A 22366-nucleotide genomic window follows, 5' to 3' on the forward strand; every position below is an offset into this window, starting at 1 on the left:
CCTGCATTGGCTCCGGAGGAGGGATTCGAACCCCCGACCAGCCGGTTAACAGCCGGCTGCTCTACCGCTGAGCTACTCCGGATCAGGTGTCCCGCCAAGGCGGGAACCTGGAAGCTCGCTCTTTCATCACGCCCGGCTTCTTTCGAAGCGTTGGAGGCCGGAGCCGGAATTGAACCGACGTTCGCGGATTTGCAGTCCGCTGCATCACCACTCTGCCATCCGGCCCACCTGCCGTCACCAGAAGCGCCCGGCGTGAGGACCGTGCTTATACGCGCCCCGCCGGTGTCGGTCAAGCGGGTGTTTGCGATTTTTTTGCGGAAATTTTCATCGCCGCTGGAGGCATTGAGTTTCCTTGGTTCGGAAGGTATAAGGCGGCTTGATATCCGTAATATTTTTATATCCGCCCCCGTTTCCCACCAAGGAGCCCGCGATGAACTTCACCGCCGCCCGACACAACATGATCGAAAGCCAAATTCGTACCAATCGGGTGATTGACCCCGCCGTGGTCGGCGCCTTGGCCGAGATTCCGCGGGAAAGCTTCGTGCCCAAGCCCATGCGGGGCTTTGCCTATGTGGACGAGGATCTGGATATCGGCGGCGGTCGCGTCATCATTGAGCCCCTGGCCCTGGCCCGTCTGCTGGAGGCGGCCAAGATCAAGTCCACCGACGTGGTGCTGAATATCGGCGATGCTCCGGGATATTCCACCGCCGTACTGTCCAAGCTGGCACAAACCGTGGTGGCGCTGGAATGTGACGCCGAATGGACGGTCAAGGCCACCACGTCGCTGAACGATCTGGGCATCGACAATGCCGCATTCGTCCATGGTCCGTTGGACCAGGGCTATCCGGCCCAAGCTCCTTATGACGTCATCATCTTTTCGGGGGCGGTCAATGAAGTTCCGGCCTCCATCTGCCGCCAGCTTTCCGAAGGCGGACGTCTGGTTGCCATCATCGACAACGGCCGTGGCGTCGGTCGCGGAACCCTGATCGTTCGCGTTGGCGATACCTGGGGGCGCCGCCACTTGTTTGACGCCCGCATCCCGTTGCTGCCCGGTTTTGCCGCCAAGCCTAAATTCGTCTTTTGATCTGACTCGGCTTCGCAATAATAGTTAATACTTCCTAAATATCCAATCTGCCGGGCCGGTCGCTGAACGACCGGCCCTTTTGTTTGCGGCTATGGGATTCCGTGGCGGATTTCCTGGATTCTCAGGGCCTGTTGCAGAAGCGCAACGGTTTGGGGTGTTCATGCTCCTTTGATACGCAATATTACTTGATCTTTCGGATTGGCTGGCTAATGTACCTGGAGATTCTTGGTGCCGCAGAGGGTTGGGGCGGGCTGACATTTCTGGAAGGTGCGGAATGAGGAAAGCGTATTTGCTGGCGGGTATTGCCGCTGTCGTCGTCGGTCTGGCTGCTCCCTTGGGCGCCTCGGCGGAAACGCTGGAAGAGGTTCTGGCTTCCGCTTATGCCACGAACCCCACTTTGCTGGCGCGACGCGCCCAGTTGCGCGCCTCGGACGAGGCGGTGCCACAGGCGCTGTCCAATTGGCGCCCCAAGGTGACCTTCACCGGCGAAGTGGCGCGCGGTCGTTACGAAAGCAATACCAGTTCGCAGGGGCGCGAGCAGGGGCGTACATCCGAGACCGGCACCTTGTTGGTGACCCAGCCGCTTTATCGCGGCGGTCGCACCGTGGCGGAAACGCGCAAGGCCGAAGCCAGCGTGTTGGCCAATCGGGCCGATCTGCATGTCAACGAACAAACCGTGCTGCTGAGTGCCGCCTCGTCCTATCTGGATGTGGTCCGCGACGAGGCGGTGCTGAACCTGAACGTCAATAACGAGCAGGTGTTGCGCCGTCAGTTGGAGGCCGCGCAGGAACGTTTCCGCGTCGGTGAAATCACCCGTACCGACGTCAGTCAGGCCGAAGCCCGTTTGGCCGGTGCCATCGCCGACCGTGCTGCCGCCGAGGGGGCATTGCAGAACTCGCGCGCCAAGTTCATCACCGTCGTTGGACGTCCGGCGGAAAAGCCGGCGGCGCCCAAGCAGGCGGTGGCCGTGCCCGGTTCCTTCGACGAGGTGAAGTCGACCACCTTAGCCAAGAACCCCAGTGTGATTTATTCCGATTGGACTGCCGAGGCGGCCAAGCACGACATCGACCTGAAGTTCGGTGAGTTGTTGCCGGAAGTCTCGCTGGTCGGTGAAGCCAGCCGCGGGCATAACACCTCGCAGCAGGGTAACGAAACCGAGACCCTGGAAGCGGCCTTGAAGTTGAGTGTGCCCATTTACGAAGCCGGCGATGTTTATTCGCAGGTGCGTGAAACCAAGCACACCTATGGCCGCCGCAAGATCGAAGCCGACAAGGCTCGGCGCGACGCGCTGGAAAGTGCCACCAAGGCTTGGGAAGACTTGGCGTCCAACCGCAGCAAGATCCGGTCGCTGGAAGCGCAGCTGCGCGCCTCGGAGCTGGCACTAGCCGGTGTCGAGGAAGAGGCCAAGGTCGGTTCGCGCACCGTTCTCGACGTTTTGAACGCGGAACAGGAACTGTTCACGGCCCGCGTCAATTTGGTGCGGGCGCAACGTGACGAAACGGTCAGCGCCTATACCTTGAAGTCGGCTTTGGGTGAAATGACCGCCGATGGATTGGCCTTGTCGGTGGAAGTGTACGACCCGACCAAGAACTATAACGATGTTCGCGGACGCTGGATCGGCACTGGGATCGATCAAAAATACGACGAATAAAATGGGGCGGGGGCTGAAAAGCCCCCGTTTTCATTTGTGGGGCGTGAATATCTTAATGATTTGTTCCGAATCGTTGGGCATTATCCCTAAAGATTAGGACCAGGGGATCATCGGACAGTCGAACCATGAGCGACGACAAGGCCCAACAAGAACCCTCAATGGAGGATATCCTCGCCTCGATCCGACGCATTTTGTCGGAGGACGAGGCGGAGGAGCAGGCCAAGGCTCCCATGCCGGAACCTGAACCCGAGCCGGAGCCCGAGCCGGAACCGGCTCCGCTGCCTCAGGACGATATCGATGCGTTGTTCGCTCAGGCGGCGCCGCAGCCGGAACCCGAGCCTGAGCCGGAACCAGAACCGCTTATTCTGAGTGAGCCGGAAGAGGATGAAGACATCCTTGAGCTGACCGATGATATGGTTCTGGATGACGAAGAACCCGAGCCGGCCTTCAACATCAATGACTTTGCCGCCGATACCGGTGATTACGATTACGAACCGGAACCCGAGCCGCCGCCGGTGGTCATGCCGCCGCCGCCGCGCCGTGCAGCGCCGATGGTGGATGACGACCATCTGGTGTCGCCGCCGGTGGCTGACCGCAGCACCTCGTTGCTGTCCGATCTGGCGCGTGAGATCGTGCGTGCCCGCGCCATCGGCATTGGCAATGGCGGCGTCACCTTGGAAGACATGGTGCGCGAGTTGTTGCGCCCTATCCTCAAGGAATGGCTTGATGAAAACCTGCCGTACATGATCGAGCGGATCGTCAAGAAGGAAATCGAGAAGATGGTAAATCGCGCAGAGAACCTTTAGTCTCTGCCGGTCCGAGGACAAGGCGGCCCGGGCTTCCCGGGCCGCCATTCTTTTGTCCTTGCCATCAATCACTACCGAAACCTGGATTTAAGGACCAATCCGGTCATGCTGGACAAGACGTATCGCCCGTCAGAGGTTGAGCCCAAGCATTACGAGCAATGGGAGAATTCGGGGGCCTTCGCCGCCCGCACCGAGTCCAACCAATCGCCCTATACCATCATGATGCCACCGCCGAACGTAACCGGCAGTCTGCACATGGGCCACGCGCTGACCTTCACCTTGCAGGACGTATTGATCCGCTATCATCGCATGGCCGGTCGTGACGCTCTGTGGCAACCGGGCACCGATCATGCCGGTATCGCCACCCAGATGGTGGTGGAACGCCAGTTGGAAGCCAAGGGCATCACCCGCCACGATCTGGGCCGCGACAAGTTCATCGAGCGTGTGTGGGAGTGGAAAGCTGAATCGGGCGGCACCATCACCCGCCAGCTTCGCCGCCTGGGCGCCTCGCCCGATTGGGCCAAGGAGCGCTTCACCATGGACGAGGGTCTGTCCGCCGCCGTCCGTAAAGTGTTCGTTACGCTTTACAAGCAGGGGCTGATCTATCGCGACAAGCGCCTGGTCAACTGGGACCCCAAGCTGCACACCGCCATTTCCGACCTGGAAGTGGAGCAGCGGGAAGTGAAGGGCCATATGTGGCACTTCAAGTACCCGGTCGAGGGCATGGCCGACACCTATATCACCGTCGCCACCACCCGCCCGGAAACCATGTTGGGGGACAGCGCCGTCGCCGTGCACCCCGAGGACGAGCGTTACACCCATCTGGTCGGCAAGATGGTGCGCCTGCCCATCGTCGGTCGCCTGATCCCCATCGTCGCCGACGAATATTCCGACCCGACCAAGGGCACCGGTGCGGTCAAGATCACTCCGGCCCACGATTTCAACGATTTCGAGGTCGGCAAGCGCCATGACCTGCCGCAGATCAACATCCTGGACCGTGACGCCAAGCTGAACGACGCGGTGCCCGAGGAATATCGCGGCATGGACCGCTACGACGCCCGTAAAAAGGTGGTCGCGGCCATGGAAGAACTGGGGCTGCTGGACAAAATCGAACCCAATCCCCACACCGTTCCCTATGGTGATCGTTCCGGTGTCGTCATCGAGCCGTGGCTGACCGACCAATGGTACGTGGATGCCGCTACCTTGGCCAAGCCGGCGCTGGAAGCGGTGGAAACCGGCAAGACCAAGTTCCATCCCAAGCATTGGGAAAACACTTATTACGAATGGATGCGCAACATCCAGCCGTGGTGCGTGTCGCGCCAGATCTGGTGGGGGCATCAGGTGCCAGCCTGGTACGGCCCCGATGGCCACGTCTTCGTCGAGGAAGTTGAGGCCGAGGCAAACGCCGCCGCCGCCGCCCATTACGGCCACAGCGTCGAACTGGTGCGCGATACCGACGTGCTGGATACCTGGTTCTCGTCGGCGCTTTGGCCGTTCTCGACTCTGGGCTGGCCGGAGCAGACGCCCGAACTGGCCCGTTACTATCCCACCGACGTGCTGGTCACCGGTTTCGACATCATCTTCTTCTGGGTCGCCCGCATGATGATGATGGGCATCCATTTCATGGGTGACGTGCCGTTCAAGGATATCTACATCCACGCCCTGGTCCGTGATGAAAAGGGCCAGAAGATGTCGAAGTCCAAGGGCAACGTCATCGACCCGCTGGATCTGATGGACAAGTACGGCTGCGACGCCGTGCGCTTTACCCTGGCCGCCCTGGCGGCCCAGGGCCGCGACATCAAGCTGGCCGAGGGCCGGGTCGAGGGCTATCGCAACTTCGCCACCAAACTGTGGAACGCCGCCCGCTTCTGCCAGATGAATGAATGTGCCCCGGTCGATGGTTTCGATCCCCGTGGGGTCACGGAAATCGTCAACCGCTGGGTTATCGGCAAGGTGGCGGAGACCGCCGACAAGGTGGCCCAAGCCTTGTCCGGCTATCGTTACGATGCCGCCGCCGGTGCCGCCTATCAGTTTGTGTGGGGAACTTTCTGCGACTGGTACCTGGAATTCGCCAAGCCCATCTTCAGCGGCAGCGACGAAGCGGCCAAGGCCGAGACCCGCGCCACCGCCGCCTGGGTTTTCGACACCATCTTGCACATTCTGCACCCATTCATGCCCTTCATCACCGAAGAGCTGTGGGCGCAGATGGGCGATGGCCGCGACGTCAAGCTGATGCTGCGCCCATGGCCGGTACTGCCCGGCCTGCACGATGCGGCGGCGGAAGAGGAAATGGATTGGGTGGTGCGGATGATTTCCACCATTCGCGGCGTTCGTTCCGAAATGAACGTGCCGCCGTCGACCCAGGTGGATTTGCTCGCCACCGGCCTGACCGCGACCAAAAAGCAGTGGGCCAAGACCCATGCCGAACTGATCAACCGTCTGGCCCGTCTGGCGGTGCTGGAAACCGCCGCCGATCCGCAGCGGGTGGCTCAGGCCTTTTCACACGGGGCGGCGCAGATGGTGGTGGACGAAGCCACGCTGGTCTTGCCCTTGGCCGGCGTCATCGACGTCGACAAGGAGCGTCAGCGCCTGGAAAAGGAAGTCACCCGCGTCGATGGCGAAATCGCCAAGGTCGATAAGAAATTCGCCAATCCTGACTTCGTCGCCCGGGCCGCCCCCGAGGTGGTCGAGGAAAATCGCGAACGGCGCGAGGAATGGGCCGCCGCCAAAGCCAAGCTGCAAGAAGCCTTGCAGCGCCTGTCGGGGGCGTGACATACCCAGGAAAGAGAGGCTTCGGCCTCTCTTTTCATTTACGCTGTCGCCTCGAGGCGTCGGTCGTGATATCACCGAGCCCAACCGCTGGTGGCGGAGTATAAAAGGCCGGGGAGGCCACGTGTCGGATTTTGCCCAACGCCTGACCAGGGCTTTGACCATTCGCTATGTCGCCGTGCTGGTGATCATCGGCGCGCTGGCTGTCGGCTCGTTCCTGGGGCTGGTACGGGTTCTGATGGACGCGGAAAGCGGCACGGCCATCGTCAACGCTTCGGCCCGGCAGCGGGCCTTGGTCGAGCGCGCTGCCGATCTGGCGGTGCAGGTGCAGGCCGGCGCTGTCCAGGCCGGCAAGATCGAGCAGGATTTGCACGCCACCTTGGACCGCCTGGAAACCGTGCATTTGGGTTTACTGCAAGGCATGCCTGAATTGAAGCGCCCGCAACCGCCCGTGGGTCGGGTCAAGGCCTTGTATTATGGTCCCGATGGTGCTTTGGATGCGGATTTGCGGCTGTTCTTGCAACATGGCCGTGGCGTGCTGGTCTCGCGCCGTGGTGATGCGGCCATGGCTGGCGACGTGGCGGCCATGGTCGAGGCGGTGAAGGGGCGGCTGGGCCAGCAATTGGACGCTCTGACCGGGCTTTACCAGCAAGAGAATCTGGATCGGCTGCGACATATGTTCGGCTATCACGCTGCCGTCGTCGCTTTGGTTCTTTTCTTGCTGGTGCTGTCGGCTGCGGCGGTGTTCCGCCCCATGGTCACTCGTATTCGGGACGATCTGGGCGAGCGTCTGCGCATCGAAAAAAATCTGCGCGAATCGGAAGATCGCTTGTGGCGCATGTTGCAGGAAAGCCCCGTCGGCGTTTCCGCCTCGCGCCGCAAGGACGGCTTGGTGGTCTTCGCCAATGCCCGGTTTTGTGAAATCCTGCGCACCGACGCGAAGAATTTGTTGGGCCAGCGGGCTCGCAATCTGTACGTGGACAATCAGCAATTATCCGACATCGTCCACGAGTTGAAGGATAAGGGCGAGATCAATGATGCCGAGGTGGAGTTCCGCCGCTTCGACGGCGAGCCGTTTCACAGCCTGCTGACGGTCAAGGCGTCGCATTTCGAGGGCGAGCCGGTCAATCTGGCCTGGATTTACGACATTTCCGCCATGAAGGCGGCGGAAGAAAAGCTGAAGCTGACCGCCAAAGTGGTGGAAAGTGCCAGCGAAGCGGTGGTCATCACCAACGCCTATAACGAAATCGAATATGTGAACCCGGCCTTTACCGCCATCACTGAATACACGGCGGAAGAGGTTTTGGGACAAAACCCGGCGCTGTGGCGCTCTGGGCGTCACGATGCCGAGTTTTATCAAAGCATGTGGGCGGCCCTGAACGATGCAGGGCGCTGGCGCGGTGAAATCTGGAACCGCCGCAAGTCGGGCGAGTTCTATGCCGAGTGGCTGTCCATCGTCGCCATCAAGGATGATGCCGGTGTCGTCAGCCACTATATCGCCATTTTCTCGGACATCACCCATCGCAAGGAAGACGAGGAAAGGGTGTGGCGGCAGGCCAATTTCGACGCTCTGACCGGCTTGCCCAATCGCGCCTTGTTCGTCGACCGTCTCAGCCAGGCCATCCGTCAGTCCAAGCGCGACGGCAAGAAGTTCGCTCTGTTTTTCATCGATCTGGACGGTTTCAAGCAGGTCAATGACAGTCTGGGGCACGCTGCCGGCGATCTGTTGCTGCAACAGACCGCGCAGCGTCTGGTCGATTGCGTCCGTTCGTCCGATACCGTTGCCCGCCTGGCAGGGGACGAATTCACCTGCATCGTTCAGGGCGTGCACGACAGTACAGACACCTCCATGGTGGCGCGCAAGATATTGGAACGTCTCGCCGCTCCCTTCGACCTGGACGGTAAGCCCGCCCATGTTCAGGGGTCGGTCGGTATCGCCCTTTATCCAGATGATGGCGCTGATGGGGCGGAATTGCTGAAAATGGCCGACGAGGCCATGTACCGGGTCAAGCGCCGGGGTAAGAACAGCTTCGAATTCGCGTAATATCCGGCTAATTCAAACTGCGCAGGAACGGTTTGTAGGGACGGTCGTTGTTGCGGATGTGCTCCAGCAGCCAGGATTTCAGAAAATCCGAGGTCTCGGCGATGATGGTGGGCAAATCCCTTTCTCCATCGTCCGTACGCAATCCATCGCTCAGCGATTCGGCCTCACGGATCAGCCGTTCATGTTCCGCCTTGTGGATCACCAGGGCCGGATAGCCGTGGCGATCAAGCATACGTTCTTCCGCCAGGAAATGGGCGCGGGTCCGCAGGATCAGGCGGTCAAGACTGTCGGCCAGCAGGGTTGGGGATGATTGGCTCTCGACCAGGGTGAGGAAATGGTTGCACATTTCCATCAGGTCGCGGTGATCGGCATCCATGGCGGGAACGCCTAACTCGTATTCACTGTTCCATTGCAGGAATACAGCCATGATTGCCCCCCAATCATCCAAAGATGTGGCCATTATGGGCCAAAATACTTAAGACTTGATGGAATCCAGCAAAGTCTCCAGCGCCTGATGGAACATGGTCTCGGTCAGCCGTCCGGTATTGGTGTTGTAGCGAGAGCAATGATAGCTATCGACCATGACCAGCCCCTTGCCCAATTCGTGCATGGCGCCATGAGCAAAGGGGTAAGCGCTTTTCTTCAGCCCCAAGGTGGTCAGCGCCACTTCGTGGGCGTTGCGACCGATGGCGAACAGCGCGCGAAGATGGGGCATGGCCGCCAGTTCCTGGCTCAGGAATGGCAGGCAGGCCTTGAACTCTGACGGCAATGGCTTGTTCTCGGGCGGCACGCAGCGTACCGCGTTGCAGATACGGGCGCCGACCAGTTCAAACCCGTCGTCAGGATCGGCACGGTACTCGCCCCGGGCCAGACCGTATTTCAACAAGCTGGAATACAAAAGGTCGCCGGCATAATCGCCGGTGAACGGGCGCCCGGTGCGGTTGGCGCCGCGTACCCCCGGAGCCAGACCAATGAACAGGATGCGGGCATCCAGGCTACCGAACGAGTCCACCGGGGCGTTATGCCAGTCGGGGAAGGCGGCCTGATTGGCCCGGCGATACTCGACCAAGCGCGGACAAAGGCGGCAATCGGCCGCCGGACCGGTAAAAAGGGTCACTGGTCGTCGCCGTAATGGCGGTCGTCGCGGTGATGGCCGCCGCGACCGATGATGCTTTCCAGGTCCAGCAATTCCAGGAAGCTGTCGGCTTGGCGGCGCAATTCGTCGGCGACCATGGGCGGCTGCGAGCGCACGGTGGAGACCACGGTGACGCGCACCCCCTTGCGCTGGATCGCCTCGACCAGCCGGCGGAAGTCGCCGTCGCCGGAAAACAGCACAACGTGATCCAGATGCGGGGCCATCTCCATGACGTCGATGGCCAGCTCGATATCCATGTTGCCTTTGATCTTACGGCGTCCGGCGGCGTCGGTGAATTCCTTGGTCGGCTTGGTCACCATGGTGTAGCCGTTGTAATCCAACCAATCCACCAGCGGGCGGATGGGGGAATATTCCTGATCCTCGACCAGGGCAGTGTAATAGAAGGCACGGATCAGCCGGCCCTTGGTGGCGAAATGGTCGAGCAGGCGCTTGTAATCGATGTCGAAGCCCAAGGCCTTGGCGGCGGCATAAAGGTTGGAGCCGTCGATGAACAGGCCGACCCGTTCCGAATCATAGAAATGCATGGTGTACCCGATCATGAAAATGATTTTTGCGACAATGCGGACAAGGTAGGGGGTGCTTGGTTTCGCCGCAAGAACAAAGCGGAAAGGGGCGATTGGTTACGCTCTTGCTTTCAGGGTCAGCACCGCTATATAAACTACACTCTTTTGCGCATGCACATTGATGAAATGAAGGACGGTCCATGGCCCGCGTAACGGTTGAAGATTGCGTCACTAAGGTTCCCAACCGCTTTGAGCTGGTTTTGATTGCGGCGCAGCGCGCCCGCGACATCTCGACCGGTGGCCGCATCACGGTTGAACGCGACAACGACAAGAATCCGGTGGTCGCCCTGCGCGAAATCGCCGAGGACACGGTCGAACTGGACCATTTGCGCAACGCCCTGGTCACCGGCCTGCAAAAGCATGTCGAAGTGGACGAGCCCGAGGAAGACGAACTGGAAGCCTTCATGCCGGAAAACGACATGGGCTTCGAGAACATCGCTTCCGATGAAGACCTGGAAGATGGCGGCATGACCGTCACCGATGATCCCATGGACTTCGCCGGCGATCTGCCCGACGGCGACGAGTAAGGACCAGGAGTGGTGCTCATGGCGAGCAACCCGCGCCATGAGCCGCCGCACCTTGCCATCAAGGGTTGCCGCCGGCTGGAGGTGTCAACCCGATGATGCGTCAATTCGAACTGGTCGAGCGGGTCAAGTCATACGATCCCGCCGCTGACGAAGACGCCATCAATCGCGCCTATGTCTTCGCCATGAAGATGCATGGCTCGCAATTGCGAGCCTCGGGCGACCCTTATTTTTCCCATCCCATCGAAGTTGCCGGCATCCTGACCAAATACCGTCTGGATTCCGCCTCGATCATCACCGCGCTGCTGCACGACACCATCGAGGACACGCCGGCGACGCAAGACGACATCGACCGCATGTTCGGTGCCGAAATCGGGCGACTGGTCGATGGGGTGACCAAGCTTTCGCGCATCGAAATGCAGTCGGACCACGCCAAGCAGGCGGAAAACCTGCGCAAGCTGGTGCTGGCCATGAGCGAGGATATCCGTGTCCTCTTGGTCAAGCTGGCCGACCGCGTGCACAACATGCGCACCTTGCATTTCATCAAGAACCCCGACAAGCGCCGCCGCATCGCGCTTGAGACCATGGAAATCTATGCTCCCCTGGCCGAACGCATCGGTATGCAGGAAATGAAGATGGAGCTGGAGGACCTAGCCTTCACCGAATTGCACGGTGACGCCCGCGGCTCCATCATCGCCCGGCTGAACTTCCTGCGCGAGCAAGGCGGCGACCTGATCGGCCGCATCCTGGAAGAGTTGCGTAAGACGCTGGAAGATGCCGGCGTCCAGGCCACCGTGTCGGGTCGGGAAAAGACGCCTTATTCCATCTGGCTGAAGATGCAGCGCAAGAATGTCGGCTTCGAGCAATTGTCCGACATCATGGCCTTCCGCGTCGCCGTCGGCAGTGTCGAGGATTGCTACCGGGCCTTGGGCGTCATCCATTCCAAGTATCCGATGGTGCCCAACCGCTTCAAGGATTACATCTCGACGCCCAAGCCCAACGGCTACCGGTCGCTGCATACTGGCGTGTTCGGGCCGGAGCGGCACCGTATCGAGGTGCAGATCCGCACCCACGAGATGCACGAAGTGTCGGAACTGGGCGTCGCCGCCCACTGGAAATACAAGCAAGGTGGCAGCCGTCAGACCGATGGCCGGCAATATCGCTGGCTCAGGGAATTGCTGGATATCCTGGAACACGCCTCGAACCCCGAGGAATTCCTGGAACACACCAAGCTTGAGATGTTCCAGGATCAGGTCTTCTGCTTCACCCCCAAGGGCGACCTGATTTCGTTGCCGTCGGGCGCCACGCCGGTGGATTTCGCCTATGCCGTCCACTCGCAGGTGGGCGACACCTGCGTTGGCGCCAAGATCAACGGCCGCATCATGCCGCTGCGGTCGCGCCTGCATAACGGCGATCAGGTGGAAATCATCACCTCGAAGGCGCAGACGCCCAACCCGACCTGGGAACGCTTCGTCGTTTCCGGCAAGGCGCGGGCCCGTATCCGCCGCTTCGTCCGCACCCAGCAGCGGGCTCAATACGTCGATTTGGGGCGCGCCATCCTGGTCCGCGCCTTCCGCCAGGAAGGCTATGATCTCACCGAGAAAGCGCTGGAAGGCGTCTTGAAGATATTCAAGGCTCCCAGCGTCGACGATCTGATCGCCGATGTGGGCGAGGGGATTCTGACCGGCAAGGACGTGGTGCTGCAGGTTTATCCCGAGCTGAAGACCAGCCCGGCCCAGCATGCCGACAACATCGTCCTGCTGGGACGTGTCAACAAGGCCCAGCCCAAGCGCGACAAGGCCAACGCCGTGCCGATCAAGGGGCTGATCCCCGGCATGGCCATGCATTTCGCCGGCTGTTGCCATCCGCTGCCCGGCGACCGCATCGTCGGCATCGTCAGTACCGGCAAGGGCGTCACCGTCCACACCATAGATTGCGAGAACCTCGAACAATATGCCGAAACACCGGAACGCTGGCTGGATATCTCGTGGGAAGAAACCGACGGTGCCGCCCATATCGGTCGGGTCGATCTGGTGGTCGCCAACGAACCCGGGGCGTTGTCGACGGTGACCACGGTGATCGCCAAGAACGTGGGCAACATCACCAATCTGAAGATCACCAACCGCACCACCGAATTTTTCGAGATGCTCATCGACATCGAAGTGCGCGACGTCAAGCATCTGACCAACGTCATCGCCGCCCTGCGGGCAACGCCGTCCATCTCGTCGGTGGAACGGGCCCGCAACTGACCCGATCACAGGAAAAATCCATGCCCGCCCTGCGTCTTGGCATCAACATCGACCACGTGGCCACCATCCGCAACGCCCGTGGCGGCCAGCATCCCGATCCGGTCCGTGCCGCCCACATGGCCGCCGCCGCCGGTGCCGACGGCATTACCGCCCACCTGCGCGAGGATCGCCGCCACATATCCGACCGCGATATCGAGCGGCTGGCCAACGAAATCAACTTGCCGCTCAATTTCGAGATGGCGGCGACCGAGGAAATGGTGACCATCGCGCTCCGGCATCGCCCCCATGCCGCCTGCATCGTTCCCGAACGGCGCGAGGAGCGCACCACCGAGGGGGGGCTTGATGTGGCCGGGGCCAAGGAGCGTCTGCGTCCCATGGTGACACGACTGACCCAGGCGGGTATCCGCGTCTCCATGTTTATCGAGGCCGATCCCCGGCAATTGGATGCGTCGGCGGAAATCGGCGCCCCGGTGGTGGAACTGCACACCGGCGCCTATTGCGAACATGGTGGTGCCGACCGTGACAGGGAATTGGCCCGCATCGTTGCCGCCGCCGCTCATGCCCAGGCCATCGGCTTGGAATGCCATGCCGGTCACGGCTTGTCCTATGACACGGTCAAGCCCATCGCCGCCATCGGCTCCATCGCTGAGTTGAATATCGGCCATTTCCTGGTCGGCGAGGCTATTTTCATCGGCTTCGAGGCCTCGATCCGCCATATGCGCCATTTGATGGACGAGGCGCGGCGGAGTGGCATGGCCTGAGCACCGGGATCGAACTTGACAGCCGGCCCCTGGGCTGGTTTTCTCGCGCCATATAGCGGCAGCGCCGCTTTTTTTGTTTTGTAAAAAACTCAACATATTAGGCGATAATTTTCATGTCGAAAGCGAAAAGCGGCGGAACCTGGGAAACCATCAAGACGGTCGTGGTCGCCATGTTGATCGCGGGCTTTGTCCGCACAATCGCTTTCGAGCCTTTCAATATTCCGTCCGGGTCGATGATCCCGACCTTACTGATCGGCGATTATCTGTTTGTTTCCAAGTACGCCTATGGTTTCTCGCGCCATTCCATGCCGTTCAGCATGGGGCCAGAGGGCGGACGGGTGTTGGAACGCATCCCCGACCGTGGCGACGTGGTGGTGTTCAAGGTTTTCGTCTCCAAGCGTGACGGCTTGGGCCGTCCGGTGTTGGATGCCCAGGGCCGCCCGATCAAGGACATGGTCGATTACATCAAGCGGGTCATCGGCCTGCCCGGCGACCGCATCCAGGTGGTGGGCGGCATTCTGCACATCAACGGTCAGGCGGTGAAGCGTGACCGTATCGAGGATTTTGTCGAGCTGACCCGCGAGGGCAATATCATGCGGGCGCCGCAATACGTGGAAACCCTGCCCGAGGGCCGCACCCATCGCATCATCGAATTCCAGGGTGATAACGGCTTGGCCGACAATACGCCGGAATACATCGTGCCCGCCGGCCATTACTTCATGATGGGCGACAACCGCGACAATTCCGCCGATTCCCGTTTCCTCGACGAAGTGGGTTATGTGCCGGCCAACCGTCTGGTCGGTCGGGCCGAGGTGATCTTCTTCTCCGGTGACGGCTCCGCCGCCCTGTGGGAAGTGTGGAAGTGGCCGTGGGCCGTCCGTTTCTCACGGCTGCTCGACGGCATCGAATAGACCATGGATGCCGGACCGATCCACGATCTGTGCCAGCGGCTTGGACATGAATTCGCCCAATCGCAATTGCTGACCCAGGCCTTGACCCACCCGTCGGTGGCACAAGGCCGCGCCCCTCGGCGCAACACCCCGTACGAACGCCTGGAATTCCTGGGCGATCGCGTGTTGGGACTGGTGGTTGCCGACATGCTGTTTCATCGTTTCCCGACCGAGGCGGAAGGGGCCTTGGCCCGGCGTCATGCCGCCCTGGTGCGGCGTGAAAGCTTGGCCGTGGTCGCCGGCCAGATCGGATTACCGCCCTGCCTGACCTTGTCCAAGGGCGAGGAAGATGCCGGTGGACGCGGTAATCCCGCCTTGCTGGCCGACGCCTGCGAAGCGGTGATCGGTGCCCTTTATGCCGATGCCGGATTCGAGGTGGCGGCCCGTTTTGTCCGCTCCGCCTGGACGGCGTTGATGGATGCGGCGGCCCAGCCGCCCAAGGATGCCAAGACCGCGCTGCAGGAATGGGCGCAAGGCTTGGGCAAACCGTTGCCTGTCTATGCCGTGGTTGGACAGGATGGACCACCCCATGATCCCACTTTTGTGGTATCGGTGACCGTTGAGGGCGTCGATCCGGTCCATGGGACCGGGGCGTCCAAGCGGGTGGCGGAACAGGCCGCCGCCGCCTTGCTGTTGGAGAAGGTAAAAGCATGACCGAGGTGCCTGAACACGAGAAACGCTGCGGCTACGTGGCCATCGTCGGCGCCCCCAATGCCGGCAAGTCGACCCTGACCAACGGCTTGGTTGGAACCAAGGTTTCCATCGTTTCGCCCAAGGTCCAGACCACCCGGTTCCGGGTGCTGGGCATTCTGATGACCGGTCCGGCCCAGGTGATTCTGGTCGATACCCCCGGTATCTTCCAGCCCAAGCGCCGTTTGGACCGGGCCATGGTCGCCGCCGCCTGGCATGGTGCCAGCGATGCCGAGATCATTTGCCTGATGGTCGATGCTCATCGCGGCCTGGATGACGATACCCGTGCCATCATCGACAAGCTGAAGGGGGCCAAGCGCGAGGCGATCCTAGTGCTCAACAAGGTCGACATGGTCAAAAAGGAACGGTTGCTGGATCTGACCGCCCGCCTGCACGAAGAAGGCATCTTTACCGACGTCTTCATGGTCTCGGCCTTGAAGGGTGACGGCTTGGCCGATCTGTCCAAGGTGCTGTCCGACCGGGTGCCGCTGGGGCCGTGGATGTTCCCCGAGGACGAGGTTTCCGATCTGCCGCAGCGTATGCTGGCCGCCGAGATCACCCGGGAAAAGGCCTTCATCCAACTGCACGAGGAACTGCCTTACGCCCTGACCGTGGAAACGGAAAAGTGGGAAGAGCGCGAGGATGGTTCCGCCCGCATCGATCAGGTCATCTACGTGCAGCGCGATGGGCAAAAGGCCATCGTCGTCGGCAAGGGCGGTCATCAGATCAAGACCATCGGTGCCGCCGCCCGCACCGAGCTGGAAGCCCTGCTGGAACGCCGGGTGCATCTGTTCCTGCACGTCAAGGTGCGTGAGGACTGGCAGGAAAAGCGCGGCCATTACAATGAAATGGGCCTGGATTTCGACGCCTGATCCAGCGCCGCCGGGGAGTTTCCATCCATGAGCCTGCGTGCCATCGGAATCGGATTGATCTGGCTGGGCACCTTGGCCCTGGTAATGGTGCTGCAACAGCGCATCCGTTCCGGCGCCTGGAGCCAGGAGGCCTTGGAGAATCCGCCGCCGGTGGAACGTTGGGCGGTGCCACTCGCCGCCATCGGCATGATTCTGGCAGCGGCGGGAGCGGGCTTGGTCATGTGGAGCTTCGTCTGATGGACTGGACCGATGACGGCATCGTTCTGGCGGTTCGTCGCCTGGGCGAGGCCGGCATCGTCGCCTCATTGTTCACTCGCAGCCATGGCCGCCATCCCGGCATGGTGCCCGGCGGGGCGGGCAGAGCCAACCGCGCCGCCCTGCAACCGGGCAATCTGGTGCAGGCATCATGGCGGGCGCGGCTGCCCGAGCAATTGGGCACCTATCGGCTGGAACTGGCCGAGGCCCATTCGGCCAAGGCGCTGGACGATGCCGGGTGTCTGGCCGCCCTGACGTCGGCATGTGCCTTGTGCGAGGCGCTGCTGCCCGAGCGTCAGCCCCACGCACCGTTGTTCGATGCCCTGTCCGCGCTATTGGTCAGCCTGACGGCGCCGTCCTGGCCCAGTGTCTATGTGCATTGGGAACTGGCCTTGCTGCGTGGCTTGGGCTATGGCCTGGATCTTTCGGCCTGCGCCGCCACCGGCACCACCACCGACCTGATTTATGTCAGCCCCAAATCGGCCCGTGCCGTCAGTGCCCAGGCGGGGCAGCCTCATGCCCATAAGCTGCTGCCATTGCCGGCCTTTCTGCTGGGCAAAAGTGAAGGCGATCCCACCGACATCGCGGCAGGTCTGACCCTGACCGGCTATTTCATCGAACGCCATCTTCTGCAGCAACGGCACATCGCCATGCCGCCGGCGCGTTTGCGACTGGTTGACCGTTTGCGGTCATCGTCTACTATATCTGGACTAGAGATCGAAGGAACCTCATGACCCAACCTGCCGTCAGCGGCGATATCCGCGATACCTCTCTGTCCGAAGCCCTGGGTGAGCGGTATCTCGCCTATGCCATGTCCACCATCGTCTCGCGTTCGCTGCCCGATGTGCGCGACGGATTGAAGCCGGTACACCGCCGCCTGCTGTTCGCCATGCGCCAGTTGAAGCTGGACCCCGAGGGCGGTTTCAAGAAATGCGCCCGCGTCGTCGGCGACGTCATCGGCAAGTACCACCCGCACGGCGACATGTCGGTCTATGACGCCATGGTCCGTCTGGCTCAGGATTTCGCCGTGCGCTATCCGCTGGTGGAGGGGCAGGGCAATTTCGGCAATATCGACGGCGACAACGCCGCTGCCATGCGATACACCGAAGCCAAGCTGACCGCCGTCGCCGCCGCTTTGATGGAAAATCTCGACGACGACACGGTGGATTTCCGCCCCACCTATGACGGGTCGGAAGAGGAACCGGTGGTGATGCCCGCCGCCTTCCCCAATCTGTTGGCCAATGGCGCCGCCGGTATCGCGGTCGGCATGGCCACCAATATCCCCCCCCACAATGTCGGCGAAATCTGCAACGCGCTGACCCATCTGATTGCCGCCCCCGATTGCCCCGTGGACGATCTGGTCCGCCACATGCCCGGTCCCGATTTCCCCACCGGCGGCGTGCTGGTGGAGAGCCAGGCTTCCATCCACGAGGCTTATCGCAGCGGGCGCGGCTCGTTCCGCCTGCGGGCCAAATGGGAAGTGGAAAAGCTGTCGCATGGGCTTTACCAGATCATCGTCACCGAAATCCCCTATCAGGTGCAGAAGTCCAAGGTGATCGAGAAGATCGCCGAGTTGCTGAACGAGAAGAAGCTGCCGCTGTTGGCCGATATCCGCGACGAATCGGCGGAAGACGTGCGCGTCGTGCTGGAGCCGCGCAATCGCACGGTGGAAGCCGAGATGCTGATGGAGCAATTGTTCCGCCAGACCGATCTGGAAGTGCGCGTCAGCCTCAACATGAACGTTCTGGACCGTGACGCGGTGCCCAGCGTCATGAATTTAAAGCAGGTGCTGCAAGCCTTCCTCGACCACCGCATGGAGGTGCTGGAACGGCGCTCGCGTTTCCGTCTCGACAAAATCGAAAGGCGGCTGGAGGTACTGGAAGGCTATCTGGTCGCCTATCTCAACCTGGACGAGGTTATCCGCATCATCCGCGAGGAAGACGAACCCAAGGCGGTGATGATGCGCACTTTCGGCCTGACCGAGGTGCAGACCGAAGCCATCTTGAACATGCGCCTGCGCTCGTTGCGCAAGCTGGAAGAGTTCGAGATCCGCAAGGAACACGACCAGCTTTCGGCGGAAAAAAGCGACCTTGAAGCCTTGCTGGCCGACGAATCGCGGCGCTGGTCGACCATTGCGGCCCAGGTCGCCGCTACCCGCAAGGCCTTCGGTCCCGGTACTCCCTTGGGCGACCGCCGCACCCAACTGGCCGATGCGCCGTCGGCGGTGGTGGTCCCCATCGAAGCCTTCGTCGAGCGCGAGCCGATCACCTTGCTGCTGTCGGAAAAGGGCTGGATTCGGGCCATGAAAGGCCATGTGGACCAGTTGGACGGCGTCAAGTTCAAGGAAGGCGACCAATTGAAACTGGCGCTGAAGGCCGAGACCACCGACAAGCTGCTGGTCTTCACCTCGGATGGCCGCTTCTACACCATCGGCGGCGACAAGCTGCCGTCGGGGCGCGGCTTCGGCGAACCCTTGCGGCTGATGATCGACATGGCCAACGACGCCGAGGTGTTGTGTGTCTTCGCCCACAAGCCGGGACGCAAGTTGCTGCTGTCGTCGTCGGGCGGGCGCGGCTTCATCGTCGAGGAGGCCGAGGTGCTGGCCCAGACCAAGGCCGGCAAGATGGTGCTGAATCTGGGTGACGAGGGCGAAAAGGCCGCCTTCTGCCTGCCGGCCGAGGGCGATGCGGTGGCCATTATCGGCGACAACCGCAAGCTTCTGGTGTTCATGGCCGAGGAAATCCCGGTCATGGCCCGGGGTAGGGGCGTGCTTTTGCAGAAGTATCGCGATGGTGGCGTCGCCGACATCAAGGTATTCACCCTGGCCGATGGCTTGTCGTGGAAGTCAGGTGAACGCACCCGTACCGAACAAGACTTGACCCCGTGGCTGGGCAAGCGGGCTTCGGTTGGTCGTCTGCCGCCTACGGGTTTTCCGAGAGCCAATAAATTCACCTGAGGACTGGTCAGACCAGTTCTTTCGTGCCAGGATCGCCCCATCTGTAATTACTAAGGCAGGGCCGCAGGTTTAATGGCCTTGCCATAACCAGGAGGAAAGCATGGAAAGACGTTCCTTTCTGAAGGCTGCCGGTATCGGCGTCGCCGGTTCCGCCATTGCCGCCCCGGCGATTGCGCAGACCAATCCCGAGGTCAAGTGGCGCATGGCGTCCAGTTTCCCGAAAAGCTTGGACACCATCTATGGCGGTGGTGAATTCGTCGCCAAGCGCGTTGCCGAACTGACCGACGGCAAGTTCCAGATTCGCGTCTTCGCCGCCGGTGAAATCGTTCCCGGTTTGCAGGTCATGGACGCCGTCCAGGCCGGCACCGTCGAATGCGGCGCCACGGTTTCCTATTACTACGTGGGCAAGGATCCGACCTTCGCCTTTGAAGCGGCCATGCCGTTTGGCCTGAACGCCCGCCAGAACAATGCCTGGCTCTATCATGGCGGCGGCCTGCCGCTGCTGCGCGAGTTCTACAAGAAGTACAACGTCATCAATTTCCCCGCCGGCAATACTGGCGTGCAGATGGGTGGCTGGTTCCGTAAGGAAATCAAGTCGCTGAAAGACATGCAGGGGCTGAAGATGCGCATCGCCGGCATTGCCGGTCGCGTTATGGCCAAGATCGGCGTGGTGCCGCAGCAATTGGCCGGCGGCGACATCTATCCGTCGTTGGAAAAGGGCACCATCGATGCCGCCGAATGGGTCGGCCCCTACGATGATGAAAAGCTGGGCTTCCACAAGGTGGCCAAGTACTACTACTATCCGGGTTTCTGGGAAGGTGGCCCGACCATTTCCCAGTACTGCAACCTGGATCAGTTCAACAAGCTGCCCAAGCACTATCAATCTGCGTTCGAGGCGGCTTGCGCCGAAGCCAATCTGGACATGCAGGCCAAGTACGACGTGCTCAACATCGACGCCATCAAGCGTCTGGTCGGCCAAGGTGCGCAGTTGCGGGCCTATCCCAAGGACGTCATGATCGCCGCGCAGGACGCCGCGTTCGAGCTTTATGACGAAATCGCCAAGGAAAACCCCGGCTTTGCCGCCATCCTGGCCAACTGGAAGAAGTTCCGCGAGGACATCCACCTGTGGTGGCGGGTGGCCGAGTTCAATTACGACTCGTTCGTCTTGTCCAACCCGGTGGGTGGCAAGAAGAAGAAGTAAGGGCAGCGCCCAAAAGGAAAGCCCCGCCATTTCGGCGGGGCTTTTTTGTTGTCTAGAGCGGTTTCACGCCGAGCGGAATCGGTAGAGGATTCCCCCTGAGGTCATTTTGTGATTCAACATCTTCGGTAACAACGTATCCATCCGGTGAAGGACGCAGGGGGGGGGGCGGCGTCAGGCGGCGACGGCGGAGGCCGGGTTGGCGTTCCGCCAGTTCCAGGGCAGGAGTTCGTCGATGCGGCTGGCGGGGTGACCCGCGATCCGTGCAAGGACATCGGCCAGCCAGGCTTGCGGATCGATGTCGTTCATCTTGGCTGTGACGATGAGGCTGTACATGGAGGCGGCACGCTGTCCACCGCGGTCGGACCCGGCGAAGAGCCAGGACTTCCGGCCGAGCGCGATGCCACGAAGGGCGCGTTCGGCGGAATTGTTGGTCATGCAGACGCGGCCGTCGTCGAGGAAGCGGGTGAAGGCGGGCCAGCGTTTCAGCATGTAGTCCATGGCCTTGGCAAGATCGTTGCCTCGCGACAGACCGGCGCGCTTCTCCGTCAGCCATCGTTCCAGGTCGGCGACCAGGGGGGCGCTGAGCTCCTGGCGGATCGCCCGCCGCCGGTCGGCGTCCTGGCCGCTGATGGCGCGCTCGATCTCGAACAGGGCGTCGATGCGCCGGACCGCCTCCAGCGCCAGGGGCGAGATCACCGAGGCAGCCCGGCCCTCGGCCTTGCGGCGGGCATTGGCCGCCAGGTCGGCTAGGGCGAAGAACGGACGCCTCGCATGCGCCCAGCAGGCGGCCTCCAGGATTGGCCCGGGTTTTCGGTCGGGCAGGTAGAGTGCGCCATAGCCCCCATAGGCGTCCGCCTGGAGCAGCCCGGCATACCCAGCGAGATGGGCCTGGGGGTGTTCACCTCTCCGGTCGCGCGAATAGTAGAACATGGCCGCCGGTGGTGCCGGTCCGCCGAAGGGGCGGTCGTCGCGGACATAGACCCAACATCGGCCGGTGTCGGTCTTGCCCTTCGCCAGGACGGGCACCGTGGTGTCGTCGCCATGCAGACGCGCGGCGGCAAACACATGGGCCTCGATGCGCCGGATCAACGGCTCCAGGGCGGCGCAGCCGGCGCCCACCTGGTCGGCCAGCGTGGACAGGCTGAGCGGCACACCCTCCTTGGCATAGCGCTCGGCCTGGCGGTTCAGCGGCTGGTGCTGCCCGAACTTCTCGAACAGGATCATGGCCAGCAGGCTGGGGCCGGCCCAGCCGCGCGGGGTCACATGGAAGGGCGCCGGCGCCTGGCTGATCTTCTCGCAGTCCCGGCAGCTGAACTTCTCGCGGACCCGCTGGATGACCTTCCACTGGCGCGGGATCACCTCCAGGGTCTCGGTGACGTCCTCGCCGATCTTGCGCAGACGGTCACCGCCGCAGCAGGAGCAGGCCGACGGAGCCGGCTCGACCACCCGCTCGCGCGGCAAATGCTCGGGAAACGGCTTGCGGGCAGGCCGGTTGCGGGTGAAGGCCGCCACGTTGGTGGTGCGCGCCGCGGCCTTCTCGGCGGTGATCTCGTCCTCGGTGGCCGCCGCCGCCAGTTCCTCGAACGCCAGCTCCATCTGGTCGATCAGGCGGGCCGAGCGTTCCGCCCGGGGGCCGTAGAGTTCGCGCTTCAGTTTCTCGATCTGCAGCTTCTGGTGCGCGATCAGCGCCTGGTCCTCGGCGGCCCTGGCGCGCGCGACCGCCAGCTCCGCCCTCAGGGCGTCGATGTCGTCTGTCGGGGTCTCGCGGCCGATTTCCATGCCCCAATGGAATCATAAAACCCGGCCGCTGACTCGCTAAAAATGTGGGTTTCCGC

The 22366-nt window shown here is 61.8% G+C and carries 19 protein-coding genes and 2 tRNA genes; 15 read left to right on the top strand and 6 right to left on the bottom strand.

What is annotated here, in order from left to right; all coding sequences use genetic code 11:
* Positions 1–7: 7 nt before the first annotated feature.
* Positions 8–82: transfer RNA gene (locus tag MGMSRV2_RS05285), tRNA-Asn, on the bottom strand.
* Positions 83–151: 69 nt separating this feature from the next.
* Positions 152–225: transfer RNA gene (locus MGMSRV2_RS05290), tRNA-Cys, on the bottom strand.
* Between the two features lie 205 nt (positions 226–430).
* On the opposite strand from MGMSRV2_RS05290, the gene MGMSRV2_RS05295 reads away from it, so the two are divergent.
* From MGMSRV2_RS05295 to MGMSRV2_RS05315, 5 genes are all read left to right on the top strand, one after another.
* Positions 431–1084 (top strand): protein-L-isoaspartate O-methyltransferase family protein, encoded by a 654-nt coding sequence (locus MGMSRV2_RS05295; RefSeq protein WP_024079319.1) that lies wholly within the window; start codon positions 431–433, stop codon positions 1082–1084.
* 274 nt (positions 1085–1358) lie between these two features.
* Positions 1359–2735: a TolC family outer membrane protein gene (locus MGMSRV2_RS05300; RefSeq protein WP_024079321.1), complete on the top strand. Its 1377-nt coding sequence runs from the start codon at positions 1359–1361 to the stop codon at positions 2733–2735.
* Between the two features lie 125 nt (positions 2736–2860).
* Positions 2861–3541, top strand: a complete 681-nt coding sequence (locus tag MGMSRV2_RS05305; RefSeq protein ID WP_024079322.1) for a DUF2497 domain-containing protein — start codon at positions 2861–2863, stop codon at positions 3539–3541.
* Between the two features lie 105 nt (positions 3542–3646).
* Complete coding sequence (locus tag MGMSRV2_RS05310) at positions 3647–6313, top strand: valine--tRNA ligase (protein ID WP_024079323.1); 2667 nt, start codon at positions 3647–3649, stop codon at positions 6311–6313.
* 121 nt (positions 6314–6434) lie between these two features.
* Positions 6435–8354, top strand: a complete 1920-nt coding sequence (locus MGMSRV2_RS05315) for a diguanylate cyclase domain-containing protein (RefSeq protein WP_024079324.1) — start codon at positions 6435–6437, stop codon at positions 8352–8354.
* Positions 8355–8361: 7 nt separating this feature from the next.
* On the opposite strand, the gene MGMSRV2_RS05320 is transcribed toward MGMSRV2_RS05315, so the two are convergent.
* Genes MGMSRV2_RS05320 through MGMSRV2_RS05330 form a run of 3 tightly spaced genes read right to left on the bottom strand, consistent with a single transcriptional unit; the run spans position 8362 to position 10034 of the window.
* Positions 8362–8781 (bottom strand): bacteriohemerythrin, encoded by a 420-nt coding sequence (locus tag MGMSRV2_RS05320; protein ID WP_024079325.1) that lies wholly within the window; start codon positions 8779–8781, stop codon positions 8362–8364.
* Between the two features lie 48 nt (positions 8782–8829).
* Entirely contained in the window at positions 8830–9471 is a 642-nt protein-coding gene (locus tag MGMSRV2_RS05325; RefSeq protein ID WP_024079326.1) for a uracil-DNA glycosylase, read from the bottom strand.
* The gene (locus tag MGMSRV2_RS05330; RefSeq protein WP_041634105.1) at positions 9468–10034 is read right to left on the bottom strand and encodes a LabA-like NYN domain-containing protein; all 567 of its coding nucleotides are present in this window, start codon (positions 10032–10034) and stop codon (positions 9468–9470) included. The genes MGMSRV2_RS05325 and MGMSRV2_RS05330 overlap by 4 nt, the downstream gene beginning before the upstream one ends.
* A 179-nt stretch (positions 10035–10213) precedes the next feature.
* On the opposite strand from MGMSRV2_RS05330, the gene rpoZ reads away from it, so the two are divergent.
* From rpoZ to MGMSRV2_RS05380, 10 genes are all read left to right on the top strand, one after another.
* Entirely contained in the window at positions 10214–10600 is a 387-nt protein-coding gene (gene rpoZ / locus MGMSRV2_RS05335; protein WP_024079328.1) for a DNA-directed RNA polymerase subunit omega, read from the top strand.
* A gap of 92 nt (positions 10601–10692) precedes the next feature.
* A complete protein-coding gene (locus tag MGMSRV2_RS05340; protein WP_024079329.1) occupies positions 10693–12846 on the top strand; it encodes a RelA/SpoT family protein in 2154 nt (717 codons plus the stop codon).
* Between the two features lie 20 nt (positions 12847–12866).
* Positions 12867–13607, top strand: a complete 741-nt coding sequence (locus MGMSRV2_RS05345; RefSeq protein ID WP_024079330.1) for a pyridoxine 5'-phosphate synthase — start codon at positions 12867–12869, stop codon at positions 13605–13607.
* A 113-nt stretch (positions 13608–13720) separates the two neighbouring features.
* Positions 13721–14518 carry a signal peptidase I gene (gene lepB, locus MGMSRV2_RS05350; protein ID WP_024079331.1) on the top strand — a complete coding sequence of 266 codons (798 nt, stop codon included), beginning with the start codon at positions 13721–13723 and terminating at the stop codon, positions 14516–14518.
* Between the two features lie 3 nt (positions 14519–14521).
* A complete protein-coding gene (rnc, locus tag MGMSRV2_RS05355) occupies positions 14522–15211 on the top strand; it encodes a ribonuclease III (RefSeq protein ID WP_024079332.1) in 690 nt (229 codons plus the stop codon).
* Positions 15208–16119 (top strand): GTPase Era, encoded by a 912-nt coding sequence (era, locus tag MGMSRV2_RS05360; RefSeq protein WP_024079333.1) that lies wholly within the window; start codon positions 15208–15210, stop codon positions 16117–16119. The genes rnc and era overlap by 4 nt, the downstream gene beginning before the upstream one ends.
* A 27-nt stretch (positions 16120–16146) precedes the next feature.
* The gene (locus tag MGMSRV2_RS05365; protein ID WP_024079334.1) at positions 16147–16356 is read left to right on the top strand and encodes a hypothetical protein; all 210 of its coding nucleotides are present in this window, start codon (positions 16147–16149) and stop codon (positions 16354–16356) included.
* Positions 16353–17108 (top strand): DNA repair protein RecO, encoded by a 756-nt coding sequence (gene recO / locus MGMSRV2_RS05370; protein ID WP_197538570.1) that lies wholly within the window; start codon positions 16353–16355, stop codon positions 17106–17108. Before MGMSRV2_RS05365 ends, recO begins: the two co-directional genes overlap by 4 nt.
* Positions 17105–19330: a DNA topoisomerase IV subunit A gene (gene parC, locus MGMSRV2_RS05375; protein ID WP_024079336.1), complete on the top strand. Its 2226-nt coding sequence runs from the start codon at positions 17105–17107 to the stop codon at positions 19328–19330. Before recO ends, parC begins: the two co-directional genes overlap by 4 nt.
* A 100-nt stretch (positions 19331–19430) precedes the next feature.
* Complete coding sequence (locus tag MGMSRV2_RS05380; protein ID WP_024079337.1) at positions 19431–20531, top strand: TRAP transporter substrate-binding protein; 1101 nt, start codon at positions 19431–19433, stop codon at positions 20529–20531.
* A gap of 171 nt (positions 20532–20702) precedes the next feature.
* Here MGMSRV2_RS05380 and tnpC read toward each other — a convergent pair whose 3' ends face one another.
* Positions 20703–22310 (bottom strand): IS66 family transposase, encoded by a 1608-nt coding sequence (tnpC, locus tag MGMSRV2_RS05385; RefSeq protein ID WP_024078583.1) that lies wholly within the window; start codon positions 22308–22310, stop codon positions 20703–20705.
* Between the last annotated feature and the right edge of the window lie 56 nt (positions 22311–22366).

It is taken from the genome of Magnetospirillum gryphiswaldense MSR-1 v2, from assembly GCF_000513295.1.
Classification (GTDB): Bacteria; Pseudomonadota; Alphaproteobacteria; order Rhodospirillales; family Magnetospirillaceae; genus Magnetospirillum; species Magnetospirillum gryphiswaldense.

Excerpts from the sequence above, each read along its gene's own strand:
- MGMSRV2_RS05295 (WP_024079319.1), top strand. The coding sequence starts at position 431 with ATGAACTTCACCGCCGCCCGACACAACATGATCGAAAGCCAAATTCGT.
- MGMSRV2_RS05300 (WP_024079321.1), top strand. The coding sequence starts at position 1,359 with ATGAGGAAAGCGTATTTGCTGGCGGGTATTGCCGCTGTCGTCGTCGGT.
- MGMSRV2_RS05305 (WP_024079322.1), top strand. The coding sequence starts at position 2,861 with ATGAGCGACGACAAGGCCCAACAAGAACCCTCAATGGAGGATATCCTC.
- MGMSRV2_RS05310 (WP_024079323.1), top strand. The coding sequence starts at position 3,647 with ATGCTGGACAAGACGTATCGCCCGTCAGAGGTTGAGCCCAAGCATTAC.
- MGMSRV2_RS05320 (WP_024079325.1), bottom strand. The coding sequence starts at position 8,781 with ATGGCTGTATTCCTGCAATGGAACAGTGAATACGAGTTAGGCGTTCCC.
- MGMSRV2_RS05330 (WP_041634105.1), bottom strand. The coding sequence starts at position 10,034 with ATGCATTTCTATGATTCGGAACGGGTCGGCCTGTTCATCGACGGCTCC.
- rpoZ (WP_024079328.1), top strand. The coding sequence starts at position 10,214 with ATGGCCCGCGTAACGGTTGAAGATTGCGTCACTAAGGTTCCCAACCGC.
- MGMSRV2_RS05340 (WP_024079329.1), top strand. The coding sequence starts at position 10,693 with ATGATGCGTCAATTCGAACTGGTCGAGCGGGTCAAGTCATACGATCCC.
- MGMSRV2_RS05345 (WP_024079330.1), top strand. The coding sequence starts at position 12,867 with ATGCCCGCCCTGCGTCTTGGCATCAACATCGACCACGTGGCCACCATC.
- lepB (WP_024079331.1), top strand. The coding sequence starts at position 13,721 with ATGTCGAAAGCGAAAAGCGGCGGAACCTGGGAAACCATCAAGACGGTC.
- rnc (WP_024079332.1), top strand. The coding sequence starts at position 14,522 with ATGGATGCCGGACCGATCCACGATCTGTGCCAGCGGCTTGGACATGAA.
- era (WP_024079333.1), top strand. The coding sequence starts at position 15,208 with ATGACCGAGGTGCCTGAACACGAGAAACGCTGCGGCTACGTGGCCATC.
- MGMSRV2_RS05365 (WP_024079334.1), top strand. The coding sequence starts at position 16,147 with ATGAGCCTGCGTGCCATCGGAATCGGATTGATCTGGCTGGGCACCTTG.
- parC (WP_024079336.1), top strand. The coding sequence starts at position 17,105 with ATGACCCAACCTGCCGTCAGCGGCGATATCCGCGATACCTCTCTGTCC.
- MGMSRV2_RS05380 (WP_024079337.1), top strand. The coding sequence starts at position 19,431 with ATGGAAAGACGTTCCTTTCTGAAGGCTGCCGGTATCGGCGTCGCCGGT.
- tnpC (WP_024078583.1), bottom strand. The coding sequence starts at position 22,310 with ATGGAAATCGGCCGCGAGACCCCGACAGACGACATCGACGCCCTGAGG.